This window comes from Flagellimonas flava, from assembly GCF_900129665.1.
Lineage (GTDB): Bacteria > Bacteroidota > Bacteroidia > Flavobacteriales > Flavobacteriaceae > Flagellimonas > Flagellimonas flava.
The window spans coordinates 305,310-324,243 of the sequence record NZ_FQWL01000001.1; the positions used below are offsets into that span (position 1 = coordinate 305,310).

Genomic DNA, 18,934 nt, shown 5'->3' on the forward strand with positions numbered 1-18,934 from the left:
GGAGTTGAACCAGTCAGCAAAACAACATTCGATACTGCAAAAGATCTTAGCGTTGGTTCTGGGTTTCGGACCTGGCATTTTCGCTATAGGTTATACCATTGGAACGGGAAGTGTTACCTCTATGATCGTGGCCGGAAGCACCTACGGGATGCAGCTCCTTTGGGTGCTACTTTTAAGTTGTTTCTTCTCAGGGATTTTAATGTTTACCTATGGTAATTATGCCCTAATATCGGGGGAAACCGCCCTTTTCGCATTTAAAAAGCATTTGAAATGGGGAAAGCTAATTGCCATTTTGATTATAATAGGAATATCCTTTGGGCAGTGGAATTCTTTGATGGGTATTCTAGGTATATCTGCCAACATTATATTTGAATTGTTATTACTGTATTTTCCACAGTTGGAAGGATATCAATACGAGGGGGTGCTGGCCATAGCAATATTGATCATCGGAATTATGTATGCACTACTATTGGTGGGGAAGTACAGCTTTTTTGAGAAGATCTTGGTCATTTTCGTGAGCATTATGGGCCTTTCATTTTTGGTGTCCCTTTTTATGGTATACCCCCAACCAAAGGAAGTTTTGGAAGGTTTGTTGCCATCCATCCCCCAAATGGAAGGTGGAAAAATGATGGTAGCCGCTTTTGTAGGGACCACTATGGCTGCTGCTACCTTTTTGTCACGGCCCCTGTTTGTAAAAGGAAAGGGCTGGACCATTAGCCACTTAAAACAACAAAAAAAGGATGCCATAATAGCTGCATGTTTGGTATTTGTGATTAGTGGGGCCGTTATGGCTGTGGCCAGCGGAGCCTTATTTCACCAAGGAGAACCCGTTACCAAAGTGTTGGATATGGCCAATACCTTGGAACCTGTGGCCGGAAAGTTTGCCCTCAGTCTATTCTTTTTTGGCACCTTGAGTGCGGGCCTGTCTTCCATTTTCCCCTGCCTTTTAATAGCGCCCATTTTGCTGGCGGATTATCAATCAGGCGAACTCGATACAGGTTCCAAGCAGTTTAAGGTCATTACGGCTATTGCTTGTTTGTTTGCGTTGATTGTACCTGTTTTTGGAGCCAACCCTATTGAAATGCAAATTCTTTCCCAAGTTTTTAATGTATTTGTGCTTCCCCTGGTTATTTTGGGGATTCTACTGTTGGTAAACAACAAAAATCTGATGAAGGGTTTTAGTACTAGTTTACTCATCAATATTGGGCTTATTGCGGCCTTATTTTTTTCACTTCTGATTTCTTTTAAGGGCATTGTGGCCTTAGTGGATCATTTCTAGAAACGGACTATCTGTATAAAGTAATTCCTTGGATTTTATTTCATGTGAATTTCCGTTAAGTTTCTCTTATTCAGGTTGTTGCTCGAGTTTAAATTTACCGCCCTCCCTTTAAGAAATGTGTTGTTGATAAGATCGTGAAGAACCTAGTGGCACCTACGTAAAATCCAAGTAAAGAAAATGTGAATTTTACGGTAGGTTATTCAGAACAATTCCAACCTTATTCTAGTTCTTTATGGAGATTACTCATATCACTAAAAGGGATTTTAGCACAAAACCCTTTGAGCTTTACAAAATCACAAATGCAATTTTAAAGGCCATGACCGCGGTGGAACATGGGCAAATGACCGATGCACAAAAAATTGCAGGGGAAGTGCATTCGACACTTCTGGAGCGCAAGGGCCAAGATGCCAATTACGTTCCCACGGTGGAAGAGGTGCAGGACATCGTAGAGACAAAACTGATGGCAAGTGAATTCCAGGATGTGGCAAAGGCCTACATCATTTACAGAAATCAACAGGCCCAAAGTAGAAAGTCGGATATTTTCGAAAAACGCATCAATCTAAAGCCTTATGAGTATCCGGAATTGTATGAATATGTGCCTGCCATTCGCCATTCGTATTGGATTCATACCGAATTCAATTTTACAAGCGATGTACAGGATTTTAAGTCCCGTTTGAATGAGGTCGAGCGAAGCGCCATAAAGAATACCATGTTGGCCATATCCCAAATAGAGGTGGCTGTAAAAAGCTTCTGGGGAGATATCTACCACCGCATGCCCAAACCAGAAATCGGCTCGGTTGGGGCCACCTTTGCAGAAAGTGAAGTCAGACATCATGATGCCTATTCGCATCTTTTGGAAATATTAGGATTGAACAAGGAATTTGAGACACTCAAAAAGAAGCCCGTCATCATGAAACGGGTCCAATATTTGGAAACCGCCTTAAAAAATGCCAAAAGTGAGGACCACAAGGAATATTCCGAATCCATATTGCTTTTCTCTCTTTTTATAGAGCACGTTTCCCTTTTCTCTCAGTTCCTCATCATAATGGCATTTAACAAGCACAAGAATATGTTGAAGGGAATCTCCAATGTGGTAGAGGCCACGTCCAAGGAAGAGCAAATTCATGGGGATTTTGGTATTGATATCATAAACATTATCAAAAAAGAACATCCAGAATGGTTCGATGAAAACTATCATAATATGATCCAACAGTTGTGCGAGGAGGCCTTTGTTGCCGAAAGCAAAATTGTGGATTGGATTTTTGAAGCCGGTGAGCTTGACTTTTTACCCAAAGCCGTAGTGAACGAATTCATTAAGAACCGCTTCAATAACTCACTGGAGAGTATTGGTATTGAAAAAACTTTTGAAATAGACAAAGAAATCCTGAAACAAACAGAATGGTTTGATGACGAAATAATCGGAACAAAACACGGTGATTTTTTCGTGAAACGATCCATCAATTACAGTAAAAGAACACAAAGTATAACCAGCGACGACCTTTTTTAAAATATGGAAAACAAAACCTTCGAAACCCTAAAGACCAAAACTGAAACGACTACATCCGAAAAACTCGTAAACGCCAGAAAAGAGGGACTCACAATCCTAAAATCCACTACAGATACTGAAGGTTTTAAATGGCTAAACGAGTACAGCCGTAAATTTTTGGGAGCGGGTTACTTAACGGAAGGCGCCACGCCAGAAAGTCGAATTCGAGAGATTGCAGAACGGGCCGAGCAAGTTTTACAGCTTCCGGGTTATGCCGATAAGTTCTATAACTATATGTCGGAGGGCTATTTTTCTTTGGCGTCACCAGTATGGTCTAATTTTGGTAAGGAACGGGGTTTGCCTATCAGCTGCTTTGGTTCGCATATCGATGACGATATGGGTAACATCCTGTACACCCAATCGGAAGTGGGGATGATGTCCAAACTAGGAGGTGGTACTTCTGGATATTTTGGTAAAATCCGACATCGAGGAGCTCCGGTCAAAAACAATGGGGAGGCTTCTGGAGCGGTCCATATTATGCAGTTGTTTGAATCTATGGTGGACGTGGTAAGTCAGGGTTCCGTACGCAGGGGCCGTTTTTCTCCCTATCTGCCTATTGATCACCCGGATATTATGGAGTTTTTGGAAATTGGCACAGAGGGAAATCCGATCCAACAGCTTACCCACGGTGTAACGGTCTCCAATGACTGGATGCAAGAAATGATCGATGGCGATGTGGATAAGCGCACCGTTTGGGCCAGAGTGCTGCAATGTCGTGGTGAAATGGGGTATCCCTATGTTTTCTTTACCGATAATGCCAACAATGCCAGCGCAGATGTGTATCAAGATAAAAAACATCAGATTTATGCCAGTAATCTGTGCACGGAAATTATGCTTCCTTCCAATAATGACTGGTCTTTTGTTTGCGTTTTATCCAGTATAAACCTATTGCACTATGATAAGTGGAAAAATACGGATGCCGTAGAGACGATGGTGTATTTCTTGGATGCGGTCATTACCGAATTCATAGAGAAGTTGGAGGTGTATCGGGATTCTGCCAACCGTGATGATCGACAGACCTTTTTGTTTATGGAAAGAGCGTATAACTTTGCCAAGGAAAATAGAGCTCTTGGCTTGGGTGCACTGGGATGGCACTCGTTGCTCCAGTCCAAAAGAATGGCCTTTGACAGTCAGGAAGCTTACAACTTGAACAATGAAATTTTCAGAGAAATAAAAGAGCGATCTTATAAGGCATCGGAACAATTGGCCGAACGTTTTGGGGAACCCAAGGTCCTTGAAGGATATGGAAGGCGAAACGCAACCTTAAATGCCATAGCGCCAACGACTTCATCAGCCTTTATTTTGGGGCAGGTTTCCCAGGGAATTGAACCGATTTGGTCCAATATTTATGTGAAGGATATTGCTAAAATCAAGGTAACGATCAAGAATCCGTACCTCATGGAATTGTTAGAAGAAAAAGGACAAAACACGGATGAGATATGGAAAAGTATCCGTGATCGGGATGGATCCGTCCAACATCTGGAATTTTTATCCGAAGGGGAAAAAGCCATTTTCAGAACCTATTCGGAGTTGGATCAATTGGATGTGGTCTATCAGGCGGCCGCACGTCAAACCCATATAGACCAAGGGCAATCCGTAAATATCATAGTACATCCGGATATGCCAACAAAAGACATCAATAAAATTCATGTAACTGCCTGGAAATTAGGACTTAAATCCTTGTATTACCAACATAGTATGAACGCTGCACAAAAATTCAAACAAAAGAAAGAATGTGCCAGTTGTGAGGCCTAAGAGTTAAGGAATTAATTGGTGAATTTAGGTGGGTTTTACATCTTAAAAACCACCTGGTCGGAAAAATGAAAAAGCAATATCCATTTAATTTTTTTATATATTGTATGATCAACTAAACTAATTCTCATTAAAATGTCATCATTTCCTGGGCTTTTATCAGATTATGACAAAGATGACAATGGCAAGGAATTTCTAGGTAAGAAGTCCGAACCCGTTGATTTCGATTCTACTTTGGAATGGAAATTATTTTGCGAGGGTAGTGAAGCTGCATTTGTAAGAATTTACAATCATTATTTCAAGACCTTATATAATCTTGGAAGACAATTTTCCGGAGATACGGATCTGTTAAAGGACACACTTCAGGAAACCTTTATCAATATTCGGAAAAAACGTGCGAAACTGCATAAGGTAGTTTCTGTTAAGGCTTTCCTAATCAAGTGCTACAGAAATAGAATAATCACAGAGCAAAAGAAAAGGAAGAAAAGCATGAACCTAAGCTTTTCTTTGGGCGCATACGGATTCTTACTTACACCTTCCCACGAAAGCGTGTTGATCAACAGGCAATTTAAACAAGAACAAATCGAATTGATTCGTGAATCCCTGAATAAATTGACCCGCAGGCAAAGGGAGGTGGTTTATTATTTCTATTATAATGGACTTTCCTATGCCCAAATTAAAGATGTGATGGGCTTCTCCAGTGTCCGCGCCGTAAGGAACTTGGTTTATAGGTCGCTTTCCGAGCTGAAGAAACACGTGGGCAGGTAACCTTTTACCATATACCTCCAACACCTAAATACATGTTGTCTGCACTTTACCGAATCAAGCATTGGATTGCGGAAAACTCCACATTTTTTAGATATTATTGATAATAGTATCAGAGAGTTATGATATTTATTTAAATAAATTCATTTTTTTTGATGTCATTTTACATTTTATGAAGTCTTATAATTAATAGTGGAATACCTATGGATTATCACGAGTACGATTTAGAGGATTTTTTGGCGGACCCCGAGTTTAGGAATTGGGTGCTGAGGCCGGATCCCGCTTCACATATTTTTTGGAAGAAATGGCTGGCTGCAAATCCGTCCAAAAGAAAGACGGTTTTGGCTGCCAAGGAGATTATCCTTTCTTTAAAATTCCGCTCCGGCACCAATGAGATTGGTGATAAGGATCAAGATGAGCTGTTAAAATCAGTCTTGGGCAAACCCAATAACTCAATTGGTCTTAAGAAACAGAAGTGGGTGACGGTTGCTTTTCAGGTTGCCGCCTCTTTGGTATTGCTGATTGGTTTGTCCATTACGCATAAAATGTCAACTACCCAAGAAATCCATCCGGCTTACAAAACGGTAAAACGGATAGTCAAGGAAAACCTTAAGGGACAAAAATCTAGGATTACATTGCCAGATGGGTCCACTGTGTTCTTGAATAACAACAGTAGAATATCATACGCCTCCAAGTTCGGGGATGAAAGAGAGATTTTTTTGGAAGGAGAAGCGTTTTTTGAAGTGAAAAAAGATCCTACCAAACCGTTCTTGGTAAATTCAAGAGGTTTGATCACTAAGGCACTGGGAACTTCCTTTAATATTAAGGCTCCTCTAGGCAAAAAAGTTGAAGTTGGTCTTGTGAGTGGCAAGATTTCGGTGGCTTCGGTTGCCCAAGTACAGGAAGTAGAGATTATTGATGACCGGGGCGGTAAAGCAACTTTTGACGCAACTCAGGGTAAGTTGGACATATCCAGTTACAAGGATATGGATTTTTACAAGTGGACCAAACGGATTTTGGTTTTCAAGTCCGCAAGCTTTGAGGAAATTAAGGAAACCTTGGAGAATTGGTATGATGTTGAAATCTCCGTGAACAATCTAAATAGACGTATAAACTATACCGGAGAATTTCCAAGTGAAAGTTTGGAAAGCGTTCTGGAGCGAATGGCCTTTGTGGAGAAATTCTCTTTTGAAATTAATAGGGGAGACGAAAGGTCCATTTCCATAACCTTTGAATAAAAGCGATGCTAACACTTAAACTAAACATATGAAAATCAAAAACTATCCGTAAAAAAATAAGTTTGCTCCAAAGAAAATGGCACTTTCAATGGAAACAAACTTATCATCAAAAGTTCAATTAAAGTATATCAACTAAACCGACGTAAAAGTATGAAATTTAAACTATCTAAAACAATCGCCATGCTCTCTCGGATGTTTATTTTGCAACTAGTTTTCTGCTATTTTGCAATGGCAAATGAGGGGTACACCCAAAGCATGAAGGACATCTACTTGGAGTGGGATAACTCGCGACAAGTTAAAGTACTTGATGTCTTCGATGAAATCGAGAACCAGTCCTTGTTCAAATTCAATTATGATGAACGGGACGTTGACAGAAAAACAAGATTTTCCATAGAACTAGGTACACATTCCGTATACAGTTTATTGGAACAGATCAGCAAAGAAGCTGCTCTAAATTTTAAAAGGATTAACAGCACAATCGCGGTTACTCCCAGACTGACTAAGGAAGACCCGGAAATTGTCGAAAAGGAAGCCGTACAAAAAACGGTCACTGGTACGGTCACGGCGTCATCCGATGGTGCTCCCTTACCCGGAGTCAGCATTCTGGAACAAGGGACTACCAATGGAACACAGACCGATTTTGATGGAAATTATTCCATAAATGTTTCGGAAGGAAGTGTTCTTGTGTTTTCCTACTTGGGGATGTTGTCCCAAAGCATTCCCGTAGGTGCATCCAATACTATCAATATCATCCTGCAAGAAGATGCAAGTCAGCTTGATGAGGTAGTAGTAACAGCTTTGGGCCTTGAGCGATCGGAGAAATCACTTTCCTACGCTAACCAACAGGTAAGAACGGAAGAGCTTACACAGGCACGCCCTGTAAACGTGTTGGAAGGTTTGAGTGGTAAGGTTGCAGGTCTTTCCGTGACGCAATCCGCGTCCGGTGTAGGTGCTCCAACCAAGGTGCTCTTAAGGGGTAACCGATCCATTAACGGAAGTAGCCAACCGCTGTATGTGGTGGATGGTATTCTATTAAATGGTGATATCAACAACATTAGCCCAGACGATATACAGGAAATCTCTGTACTTCGAGGAGCTAATGCAGCAGCACTTTACGGAAGTAGGGCTGCCAACGGTGCGATAGTAATTACCACAAAATCAGGTAAGGGAGCCCCGGAAGGAGTTTCCACCTCAGTTGGATTTGTGGCTACCTTCTCTAGCGCTATTAATTTGTTGGAATTGCAGAACGAATACGGTCAGGGAGCCGGAGGAAGTTATGGGGCCCAAGCAACTACTTCTTGGGGACCTCGTTTTGATGGAAGCCAAGTAGCGCACTGGTCCAATAACCCCGAGTATCCCTTATTTGGGCAAACCTATGCCTATGAGGCACAACCGGATAACGTAGATGATTTTTTCCAAGTTGGACATAATTTGGCCACTAACATTGGGGTCAATATCAATAGTGAAAAATCAAATGTGTTTTTGGGCTATACATTTACGGATGCTGGTGGTATAGTTCCCGGCAATGACTTGAACCGTCACAGTTTATCCACAAGAATCAATACTAAAATATCGGACAAATTAACAGCCGATGTGAAATTGAACTATATCCGAGATGACTTTTCCAACCAATTGGCGACGGGTGAAGGTTTTGACAATCCTGTACGGTATTTGTACAAAACTCCGAGAAACATACGAACTGAGGATTTTGAGGCCTTCAGTTTTGTGAATCCGGAAGGTAAGGTCCGTCAACACTACTTCCTACCACAGTTTAACGGTGGAGGTAACCCTTACTGGACCATTAATAACGTCTTGCGTCCTAGGGTACAAGAACGTGTTCTTGGGCTATTGTCACTGAAATATCAAATCACGGATGACCTTTACATCATGGGTCGTTCCGCAATTGATAGGGATAGCTATAGGTCAGAGATTTTGCGTTCAAATGATACCTATACAGTGGCTCAATTTGGTAGCTATCGAAATGAACAGCAAGCGTTATCGGACTGGAACAGTGATGTTCTGATCAACTATAACAAACAGATTACTGATGATTTCAAAATAGATTTAAATGCAGGTGCCAACCTTAGGGTCTTTCAGAGAGATAGACTATGGGGAGAAGGAACCAATTTTACCATTGAGAATTTCTTTGCTCTCAGTAATACGCAAAATCCGGTGGCACGAGAGGAATTTGAGAAGTTTGAACAACAATCTGTATATGGTTTCGGAGAATTCTCTTATAAGAACGCCATATTCTTGAATGTTACAGCCAGAAATGACTGGAGTTCCACTCTTCCTGAGGATAACCGCTCTTACTTCTACCCATCGGTAGGTTTGACCGCTGTGGTCACCGACTTGATAGATACAGACTTTGGGCCTTTGAGCTTCTTGAAGTTAAGAAGCAACTGGGCAGAAGTGGGTAACGATACAGACGCGTTCCAATTGTCTAGAAGAGCGAATATCATTTTTGGTACCGCAGAATTGGATCCGGAATTACCTAATCCAGATTTGCGTCCTGAGACCACAAGATCTTTGGAGTTAGGTTTTGATTCCCGCTGGTTGGAGAATCGTTTAAGACTTGATTTTACCTGGTTTAAGACCAATACCTTTGATCAAATATTTGCAACACCCACCCCGGTGGCATCTGGTATCGCCAGTCGCTTCCAAAATGGTGCGGATATCCAAAATACTGGGGTTGAAGTCATTCTTGGTGCAACCATCATAGACAATCCAGACTTTACCTGGGATTTGGATGTGAACTTTGGTACTTTTAAAAGTGAGGTACTGGAAATTGCAGAAGGTTTTGATCGCTTAACAGAAAGTAGCGACTTTATTCGTGATTATGTCTTGGAAGTTGGAGGTGAATTTGGTGATATCTATTCCAGAGGTTTCCAACGTGATGATCAGGGTAGGGTGCTCATCGATGATTTGGGGCTTCCATTGATTACTCCTGGAAGGGATGAAGTATTGGTAGCGAATTTCAACCCAGATTGGTTGGGTGGTATCCGTAATTCCTTCCGTTATAAGAACTTTAATTTCAGTGCTCTAATAGATATTCGTCAAGGAGGTACGGCAACTAACTTTACCGACGCTATTTTGGCTCGTGATGGAGTTTTGGAATCAACCCTTCAAGGCCGTGAAGGCGGGTTGATCTTTGGTGAAAATTTCTTCGCAGGCGAGACTGCTGTTGTTCAGTCCAGCGGTGCGGCGAATAATATAGCCGTCAACGCTGAAGAATTTTGGAACCGGGTAGGTGGTCGTAACACCCCGGTTGGTGAAGCTTTTGTTACTGACCTGTCCAACGTTCGCCTTAGAGAATTGGTTATCGGTTATACGGTACCACAGAGTTTGCTTTCAAAGACCTTTATATCGTCAGCCAGTGTATCCTTGGTGGGCAGAAATCTTTTCTTTATTTCCAATAAAGCAGAAAATTTTGACCCAGACCTGCTTGCAAGTACGGAGAATACAGCAGAAGGTACAGCAGCTTTTCCTTTGCCGACCACAAGACAGATTGGTGTGTCGATAAACTTTGGATTCTAAAAAAAAGAAATGTAATTAAAAAGAAAAAACATGAAAAGTATTGTAACTAAATTATGTATAGGCTTCGTTCTGGGAGTTTTCCTGCTGGGCTGTACAGATGATTTTACGGAAATAAATACGGATCCGAAAAACTTTACCACGGATGCAATAACCTCCTCGGAGTATCCTCTGTTCTTCCAAAGGGCGTTGTATACCCCAAACTTCTTGCCTTTTGACAGTGCAAGAGGACCTTTCCAGTTATGGCATTCCTTATTCTCGGATGTGTATGCGAATTATTTTGCCACCACGGCTCCTAACTTTGACAGTGACCAGTTCATCTTGGTGGGGGGATGGCTTAATGGGGCGTATCGCTATTTTTATAGTAGGGCTGCTCCAAACATTAAGTTTGCTGAGGATGCAGCTGTAGATTTAGAGTTTGATTTGGAGAATGCCATGATGAAGGTATGGCGTGTATATGCATACCACAGGGTTACCGATTATTGGGGACCTATCCCATATTCCAATTTTGGCAATTTGGAAAATCAAGTTCCTTATGACTCTCAAGAAGCTATTTATGCTGACTTTTTTACCACTTTGGCAGAAGCCACCACAGTTTTACAGGCGAATGCAGGTGGAACCTCCTTCTTAGGAAGTAATGATGTTCTTTTTGGTGGAGATGTTGACAAGTGGATCAAGTTTGCTAATACATTACGTCTACGTTTGGCCATGAGGGTAAAATATGTAGATGCTGGTTTATCCCAGTCCAATGCGGAAGCAGCCATCGCCGGAGGAGTTATGACATCGAATGATGACAATGGTCTTATCCAAACCAATTTGAATTTCACGAACAGTTATACTACCATCACACAATGGGGTGAGTTCCGTATGAGTGCAGACATGGAAAGTGTGCTTAAGGGATATCAAGATCCTAGGGTTGCTACCTATTACGCTCCTGCTGCCACTCCGGATGCGGCGGATGACCCGGCGGGTGTTGAATTCCCATATGAGGGAATGCGAAATGGACAGACAGCTGAATCCAAGGCCACAACCACGTTCAATGATTTGGCTTCTAATATGGCCGGACCGTATACCGCAGGTGGTGATCCTGGTCCAGCTTGGATCGTGATGACAGCTTCGGAAGCTTATTTTCTAAGAGCGGAGGCCGCTTTGGAAGGATGGGCTGCTGGTGGAACAGCTGAAGACTTGTACAATCAGGGTATTACACAATCACACTTGCAACATGGGTATGATGGAACCAACCTTTCCGGAGACGACTATGTAACAAGTGCTTTGACCCCTGCTGCTATCGATGGTACAGATGGTCCCGTTTCCACGGTTCCTGTTGCCTATAATGCTGGAGGTAGTGCCGAGGAGCAATTAGAGCAGATCATCACACAAAAATGGATAGCACTATGGCCAGATAGCGAGGAAGCTTATGCTGAGCGCAGAAGAACTGGCTATCCAACATTGTACAACAGATTAAACACGCTTAACCCTAATATAGCGGTGGATGAGATTCCTAGAAGAATGACTTATACCGCTACAGAGTTCGCTGACAATACAGATGCTGTTAACGCAGCAATTTCTACCTTGTTGGGTGGCCCAGACCTTGGGACTACCAAACTATGGTGGGATGCAAAAAATTAGTTTGAGTTAGGTTTAAGTCGCGAAAATACCAATGCTGTTCCTGGCATTGGTATTTTTTTCTTTAATTACTTTACCTAGGGATAATTCCTCTTGGGGTATCATAATATTACCTAATCTGTACATATGAAGCGTTTTCGTTTAAGACTTTTTTTGGCCGGAATTCTCGTCGCTACTTTTTTATCTTGTTTGGACCCAGGTACTGACACCATGTTTTCTCAAATGCCCGCCCAAAAAACAGGTATCTCCTTTGTAAACAAACTCTTGGAGACCGAAGAGTTTAATGTTTTGGAATATAGTTATCTGTATAACGGAGGAGGTGTGGCCATTGGAGATATCAACAATGATGGTTTGTTGGATATTTATTTTACAGGAAATATGGTCGGAAGTCACTTATATCTTAATCAAGGGAATTTTGAGTTCAAGGAAATTGCCAAGGAAGCCGGTGTTTTTGCTGAAGGTCTTTGGAACACAGGAACCACAATGGCCGATGTAAATGCCGACGGTCTTCTGGATATTTATGTGTGCCGGTCGGCCGCAAAGGCCCCGCACAAAAGGAGAAACTTGTTGTTCATCAACAATGGGGACCTAACCTTTACGGAAAAGGCCGAACAATTCGGTGTGGACGATTCCGGATACACTACGCATGCATCCTTTTTTGATTACGATAATGACGGGGATCTTGACCTCTACGTCCTTAATCACTCAACCCAAGAGTACGCAGGTTTTGATAGGATTACTCATACCCTTAAAAAAAGAAAGAATGCCGCCTATTCGGATAAACTCTATAAAAATGAGGGAGGTTATTTTCTGGACATGGGCTCACAGGCCGGACTGATTTCGAATGTTCTTGGTTTTGGACTCGGACTATCTGTTTCTGATGTCAATAATGATGGCTGGCTGGATATTTACATCTCCAACGATTACAACGAACAAGATTACCTCTATATCAATAACCAAGATGGAACCTTTACGGAAGATTTGGAAAACCACGTGGGCCATACTTCTCTCTTTTCCATGGGAAGTGATGTAGCAGATCTTAATAATGATGGTTATACCGATATCATTACGCTGGATATGCTCCCTGAGGATAACTACAGGCAAAAAATGGTTTCTGGTCCAGACAATTACGAAAAACACAGTCTTCTTGCGGAAACAGGATTTTATCACCAAACCATGAGGAACATGGTTCAGTTGAACAATCAGGGCAACTCTTTTTCTGAAATAGGACAGTTCTCGGGCATTTCAAATACGGATTGGAGCTGGGCAGCTTTGGCAGCGGATTATGATAACGATGGTTTTAAAGATGTCTATATCACAAATGGGTACAAGCGGGATTATACCAACATGGATTTCATCAACTATGCCGTACAAGAGAAACTCAATGAGGATAAAACTGGTCAGCGCACCGCAATTTCAGAGTTGCTGGAGAACATGCCCTCGGCGGTGGTGGAAAACTATATGTACCATAACAATGGAGACCTGACATTCAACAAGGTTAACTCGGAATGGGGACTTGATCAGAAATCACTTTCCAATGGTGCGGCCTATGCAGATTTGGACAATGACGGGGATTTGGATTTGGTAATCAATAACATTGATGAACCTGCCTTCATCTATAGAAATAATAGCGAGACACATCTTGGCCATAACTTTTTAAAAGTCAAACTGCAGGGAAGCAAATGGAACACCTTTGGTATTGGAGCAAAGATTAGCGTAAACTCAGGGGAAAATATTATGGTCCAAGAAATGATTCCCAGCAGGGGATACCAATCCTCTATGCCCTATGACCTTGTTTTTGGATTAGGGAAAGATAGTGTTGCGGAAAAACTGACAGTACGATGGCCCGATGGAAAGGTTCAGGAACTCCATGATATAGAAGCCAACACCGTCCAAACGCTTTCATACGCAGATGCCGTAACCATTTTAGAAAGCGAGATAAGCGAAAAATCAACCCATTTTGTTTCGGTGGCCGCGGATAGTCTTATGCGTTACCGTCATCAAGAAAATGAATACAATGATTTTAAGAGGGAACGCCTTCTTCCACATCAGTTGTCGACCCAGGGCCCGAAAATTGCCCAGGGAGATTTCGACGGTGATGGCCTATCGGATATTTATATTGGTGGTGCAAAAGGAAGCCAGGGAGGACTGTTCAGGCAGGATAGAAAAGGCGGTTTCACCGCCATTAACACCTCTTTTATGGAAGAGGATGGCGGTTCGGAGGATATAGACGCTGAGTTCTTTGATGCTGATGGTGATGGAGATTTGGACCTCTACGTCGTCAGTGGGGGCAATGCCTTTGATAAAGGGTCAGAGGCGCTTCAAGACCGATTATATATCAACGATGGTAAAGGTAATTTCCGTAAAAGCCCAAATGCGCTACCTAAAATGTATAACAGTGGTTCCTGTGTTAGCATTGGGGATTTTGATGCTGATGGGGACCAAGATCTTTTCGTGGGAGGAAGGGTGCTGCCCGGAGAGTACCCAGAATCACCTAGAAGCTTCATTTTAATAAATGATGGTAAAGGACAGTTTAGCGATGGCACGGAAAACGTGAATCCAGATTTAAAATTTCCTGGAATGGTCACAGATGCGATATGGTCTGATATTAACTCGGATGGAAATCTTGATTTGATCGTTGTGGGAGAATGGATGCCCATCCGGGTATTTTCCAATTCAGGGAACAAGTTGGAAGAAATTACCCAAACCTGTGGTAACAAAGATTCAGAAGGATTCTGGAACAGTATTATAGGTGAGGACTTTGATAATGATGGGGATATGGATTTTGTTGTGGGCAATTTTGGGTTAAACTCCCAGTTAAAAGCATCCCTTTCGGAGCCTGCGACACTATATGTAAAGGATTTTGATGGTAATGGATCGCTAGACCCTGTTCTTTGCTCCTACATCATGGGAGAGGAATACCCGGCTTTCTCAAAAGATGACCTGGTGGAACAATTGAATGGTCTCAAGAGCAAGTATGTGAATTATAAGGATTACGCCAATGAACGGATAACTGATATTTTCACATCGGAAGAATTGGATGGGGCAACCACTCTGGTGGCCAAAAACCTTAGCACCGGTTATTTAGAAAATTTAGGGAATGATCAGTTTCAGTTTAAAGCTCTGCCTACTGAAACACAGACAGCTCCAGTCTATGGACTGCTCTCTGGTGATTTCAACCACGACGGAAAAAAGGATATTCTTCTGGGAGGTAACTTTTTCGGTACCCGGGTAAAATATGGCAGGTATGATGCAAACAAGGGCACCTTGCTCTTAGGAGATGGTACTGGTGATTTTGAGCCGGTCAATGTAGCCTCTAGCGGACTCAACATTGATGGAGAGGTAAGGGACATCACCAATATAAAACTATCAGATGGAAGTAATTTGGTGGTTTTTGTCAAAAATAACACTGATGTGGAATGTTTTAAATATTGATATGGGGCTTTTAAAATATATCGTTTCGACTTTTATTGGATTTTTGCTGTGCGCATCCAACAACCTGATTGCACAAACAGCTACTATTACGGAGGAGACGAGAAGTTTGGATACCTATGGGTTCCACACTCCCAACCCTGTTCCAATACTTACAGAAAACACGAAAATCTTTCCTTACTATAAGTTTGAGGGATATGAACATGATTCGAGAAAAAAGAATTGGAAGGTCATCAAATTGGAAAATGAGTACATAGAAGTCTATGTGTTACCAGAGATTGGCGGGAAAGTATGGGGTGCCATTGAAAAGAGCACCGGCAATGAGTTCTTGTACCGGAACGAAGTAGTTAAATTCAGAAATATCTCCATGAGGGGTCCCTGGACCTCCGGGGGAATCGAATTTAACTTTGGAATTATCGGACACCATCCGTCCACGGCGACTCCGGTGGATTACAAAATCCAGAAAAATGAAGATGGAAGCGTAAGCTGTATTGTTGGTAATTTTGACTTGCCCTCAAGGACCTATTGGCAAGTGGAAATACGACTGGAAGGTGATAAGGCATTTTTTGAAACCAATGCATCATGGTATAACGGAACCCCGTTGAGTCAATCCTACTACAACTGGATGACCGGAGCTGCGGTAGCAACGGATGATTTGGAATTCTTTATTCCCGGAAATGGTTACTTGGAGCATAATGGCACTTGGCAAAAATGGCCTATTGACAATCAAGGACGAAACCTTGCCATGTATAGGAACAATGATTTTGGCCCCGCCAAATCCTACCATATAGTAGGAGACTATCAAAATTATTTTGGCGGCTATTACCACGATAGAAAAGTTGGGTTTGGGCATTGGTCTTCATACGAGCAAATGCCAGGACAAAAACTTTGGTTATGGGCGCTTTCCCGTGCAGGAGGTATTTGGGAGGATCTATTGACGGATACGGATGGACAATACATAGAGTTTCAGGCAGGTCGCTTGTTCAATCAGTATTTCCCCGGAGCGGAGAATCCGGTTTCCCAGGTAGGTTTTGACCCCTATGTCTTGGATTCTTGGCAAGAACTCTGGTTTCCTTTTAAGCAGATTGGCGGAATGGAGGCCGCATCTGAATATGGTGTGCTCAACTTGGAAAGAAATGGGGACACAGCTTATATAGGAATCAATGCACTACAAACGTTTAATGAACCTCTCAAGATTTTTGTCAATGGGAAGGAAGTTGTAAGTCAACAACTAGATATGAAACCTATGGAAGTTTTTGAAACGGACATTAGCTGTAATCAAGGAGATTCCATCGAGGTAGTTCTGGGAAATGGCAAGCTCTACTACACCTCAGAAAATGTTACTTTGCTTAAGAGGGACTTCGTGCACAAACCTGAAGTGCAGCGCTCCCACATGGAAAAACTATACCATAAGGCTTCGGAAGCCATGAAGTATCGGGAGTACGACTTGGCCGAAAAAAAGCTTGGGGAGCTGTTAAGTTTGGATCCTACGCATACCGGTGCACTCCTTCTTTCTGGGGAGGCGGAATATAGAAAAACCAACTATGATAAGGCCTTGGGTTATGCCAATAAAGTGTTGCAGCTCGATACCTATGATTCCAAGGTGAATTATTTGGCGGGGATATCCTATAGGGCCAAAAATGATGCTGTAAATGCGCTTGAAGCCTTGGGCTGGGCCGCGCGTTCCATTGCATATCGTTCTGTAGCCTTTGCTCAAATGGCCGAAATTTATTTGGGCATGGACAATTTGGACCAGGCGGAATCTTATGCGCTTCAGGCCTTGGATTTCAATGCACATAATTTAAATGCACGTCAGGTTTTGTTGGTCGTTTACCGAAAACAAAAACAAACCGAAGCCCTTGACTTACAGCTTCAGCAAATCGAGCAGGTAAGTCCAATCAACCATATGGCTAAGTTGGAACAATTGCTAATGGCCGAAAAAGATATAACCGCCATTCAGGGAGATATCCAGAACGAATTTGCCAAAGAGACCTTATTGGAACTGGCTTTGGGCTATTTAAGTCTTGGCCAAAAAGACGTTGCACAAGAATTATTGAAGATCAATGGGGGAGATAGTAAGACCAAACTGTTTTTGGCTGCTCTGATTCGTGATTCGGATATTGAAAAAAGCGATGCTCTGTTAGAAGAAGTAGATAAGGCTGCCCCTGACTTTGTTTTTCCATATAGGAGGGAAATGATTCCTGTTTTGGAAGAGATTGTTGGTGTGCATGACAGTTGGAAGTTCAAGTACTACCTCGCTCAAAACTATTTAGCCGTTGGTCTCAGGGATAAAGCAACACAACTCTTGGAGGAATGTGGCAATCAACCCGATTATGCACCTTTTTATATGTTTAGGGCCAAAATATGGGATAAACCATATGGCGACTTGCTAAGCGATTATACTACCGCACTAAATTTGGACAATGCTTCATGGAAAAATTGGGACGATTTTATCCGTTTTCACCAAGATAGTGGTAAGAATGAAGAAGCAGCCAAGTTAGGAAAGAAGGCCTTCAAGAAATTCCCGGACAACTACAACGTGGGATTGAGTTATGCACGGGCCTTGGTCGCCATCCAAAGTTACACTAAGGCCATATCTGTCCTTTCTGGATTACGTATTTTACCTTTTGAGCACGCTTCGGAAAGTAAAAAAATCTATAGTGAAGCACATCTGTTCTTAGCAAAACAACTGATGGATAAAAAGCAATTCAATAAGGCCGCTCAATTGTTGGAGGCTTCAAAGGAATGGCCCGAGCATTTAGGTATTGGGGCACCTTACAATCCTGATAACCGTATACCGGATTATCTCCTTGGGCTTTGTTATAAAAACCTCGGAGACATCGATAAGGCAAAGTCATACTTTGAATCTGTATCATCCTATAAAAGCACTGCCGAGCAGATTTCCAAAAACACCTTTTTTGAACTATTGGCCCTAGGTGAAATCGGAGAAAAAGACAGTCAAGGGCAACTATTTGATAAAATCAAATCAGCGGCGATCGACAACAAGAATGCTGGGTTGATTTTGGCCTTGTATAATAAGGATATCGATCAAGTTGAATCACTTCGGAAATCGCAGGGTATCGATTCTAGAATCATTCAAATTATGGAATATAGCATGCCCTAGATAAATCTTTAAGACACCTAGGGCATTTATCTTTTTGTACGTGGATAGGTTTACTCTACTTCCACGATCATTTCAATCTCCACGGCAATGTTGGTGGGCAAAGAGCCCATTCCAACAGCTGCACGCGCATGTTTTCCACGTGCCCCAAAAACTTCAACCATAAGGTCGGAAAAGCCATTGATTACCTTGGGGTGGTCCACAAAGTCCGGTGCGGCATTCACCATACCAAGGACTTTTACAACCCGTTTTACCTTGTTCAGATTGCCCAATTCAGCCTTAAGCACAGCGAGTTGGTTCAGAGCCGTAATACGTGCGGCCTCATAACCTTCTTCAATAGATAAATCAGCTCCAACCTTTCCAGTGATGTATTCTCCATCATCCATTTTAGGTCCTTTGCCAGCCAGAAAAATCAAATTGCCAGTTCGCACGGCATTTACATAGTTGGCCACCGGAGCGGATGGGGTGTTCAGTGTCACACCCATTTCTGCCAGTTTCGCCTCTGGATCATAATTGGGATCTGTTTCCTGGGTTTGTGTGTCCTTTTGCGGTTTCTCTGGAGCTTTCTCAGATGTAGGGCCACACGAAACTAGAACCAAGGATAGCAATAGGCCTTGAAATATGTTTTTCATAATTATTGG

10 protein-coding genes are annotated in these 18,934 nt (G+C 42.3%); 9 read left to right on the forward strand and 1 reads right to left on the reverse strand.

What is annotated here, in order from left to right; genetic code table 11:
- The first annotated feature begins 52 nt into the window (after positions 1-52).
- The 9 genes from BUC10_RS01465 (at position 53) to BUC10_RS01505 (ending at position 18,296) form a co-directional block, all read left to right on the forward strand.
- Positions 53-1,279, forward strand: a complete 1,227-nt coding sequence (locus tag BUC10_RS01465; RefSeq protein WP_245812746.1) for an Nramp family divalent metal transporter — start codon at positions 53-55, stop codon at positions 1,277-1,279.
- A gap of 232 nt (positions 1,280-1,511) precedes the next feature.
- Positions 1,512-2,786: a ribonucleotide-diphosphate reductase subunit beta gene (locus tag BUC10_RS01470; RefSeq protein ID WP_073176140.1), complete on the forward strand. Its 1,275-nt coding sequence runs from the start codon at positions 1,512-1,514 to the stop codon at positions 2,784-2,786.
- Between the two features lie 3 nt (positions 2,787-2,789).
- Complete coding sequence (locus BUC10_RS01475; protein WP_073176141.1) at positions 2,790-4,580, forward strand: ribonucleoside-diphosphate reductase subunit alpha; 1,791 nt, start codon at positions 2,790-2,792, stop codon at positions 4,578-4,580.
- 132 nt (positions 4,581-4,712) lie between these two features.
- Positions 4,713-5,345, forward strand: coding sequence for an RNA polymerase sigma factor (locus BUC10_RS01480; RefSeq protein WP_073176142.1), 633 nt, complete (start codon positions 4,713-4,715; stop codon positions 5,343-5,345).
- Positions 5,346-5,545: 200 nt separating this feature from the next.
- Positions 5,546-6,580 carry a FecR family protein gene (locus tag BUC10_RS01485; RefSeq protein WP_073176143.1) on the forward strand — a complete coding sequence of 345 codons (1,035 nt, stop codon included), beginning with the start codon at positions 5,546-5,548 and terminating at the stop codon, positions 6,578-6,580.
- A 150-nt stretch (positions 6,581-6,730) separates the two neighbouring features.
- Positions 6,731-10,117: a SusC/RagA family TonB-linked outer membrane protein gene (locus tag BUC10_RS01490; protein ID WP_222843708.1), complete on the forward strand. Its 3,387-nt coding sequence runs from the start codon at positions 6,731-6,733 to the stop codon at positions 10,115-10,117.
- Positions 10,118-10,147: 30 nt separating this feature from the next.
- The gene (locus BUC10_RS01495) at positions 10,148-11,743 is read left to right on the forward strand and encodes a SusD/RagB family nutrient-binding outer membrane lipoprotein (protein ID WP_073176144.1); all 1,596 of its coding nucleotides are present in this window, start codon (positions 10,148-10,150) and stop codon (positions 11,741-11,743) included.
- A 123-nt stretch (positions 11,744-11,866) separates the two neighbouring features.
- Complete coding sequence (locus tag BUC10_RS01500; RefSeq protein ID WP_073176145.1) at positions 11,867-15,175, forward strand: VCBS repeat-containing protein; 3,309 nt, start codon at positions 11,867-11,869, stop codon at positions 15,173-15,175.
- Positions 15,153-18,296 (forward strand): DUF5107 domain-containing protein, encoded by a 3,144-nt coding sequence (locus tag BUC10_RS01505; RefSeq protein ID WP_073176146.1) that lies wholly within the window; start codon positions 15,153-15,155, stop codon positions 18,294-18,296. The genes BUC10_RS01500 and BUC10_RS01505 overlap by 23 nt, the downstream gene beginning before the upstream one ends.
- Before the next feature lie 50 nt (positions 18,297-18,346).
- Here BUC10_RS01505 and BUC10_RS01510 read toward each other — a convergent pair whose 3' ends face one another.
- Complete coding sequence (locus BUC10_RS01510; protein ID WP_073176147.1) at positions 18,347-18,925, reverse strand: RidA family protein; 579 nt, start codon at positions 18,923-18,925, stop codon at positions 18,347-18,349.
- Between the last annotated feature and the right edge of the window lie 9 nt (positions 18,926-18,934).

Bases quoted from the DNA above. Each gene is read 5' to 3' on its own strand.
- BUC10_RS01495 (WP_073176144.1), top strand. From the start codon at position 10,148: ATGAAAAGTATTGTAACTAAATTATGTATAGGCTTCGTTCTGGGAGTT.
- BUC10_RS01505 (WP_073176146.1), top strand. From the start codon at position 15,153: ATGTGGAATGTTTTAAATATTGATATGGGGCTTTTAAAATATATCGTT.
- BUC10_RS01470 (WP_073176140.1), top strand. From the start codon at position 1,512: ATGGAGATTACTCATATCACTAAAAGGGATTTTAGCACAAAACCCTTT.
- BUC10_RS01480 (WP_073176142.1), top strand. From the start codon at position 4,713: ATGTCATCATTTCCTGGGCTTTTATCAGATTATGACAAAGATGACAAT.
- BUC10_RS01485 (WP_073176143.1), top strand. From the start codon at position 5,546: ATGGATTATCACGAGTACGATTTAGAGGATTTTTTGGCGGACCCCGAG.
- BUC10_RS01475 (WP_073176141.1), top strand. From the start codon at position 2,790: ATGGAAAACAAAACCTTCGAAACCCTAAAGACCAAAACTGAAACGACT.
- BUC10_RS01510 (WP_073176147.1), bottom strand. From the start codon at position 18,925: ATGAAAAACATATTTCAAGGCCTATTGCTATCCTTGGTTCTAGTTTCG.
- BUC10_RS01490 (WP_222843708.1), top strand. From the start codon at position 6,731: ATGAAATTTAAACTATCTAAAACAATCGCCATGCTCTCTCGGATGTTT.
- BUC10_RS01500 (WP_073176145.1), top strand. From the start codon at position 11,867: ATGAAGCGTTTTCGTTTAAGACTTTTTTTGGCCGGAATTCTCGTCGCT.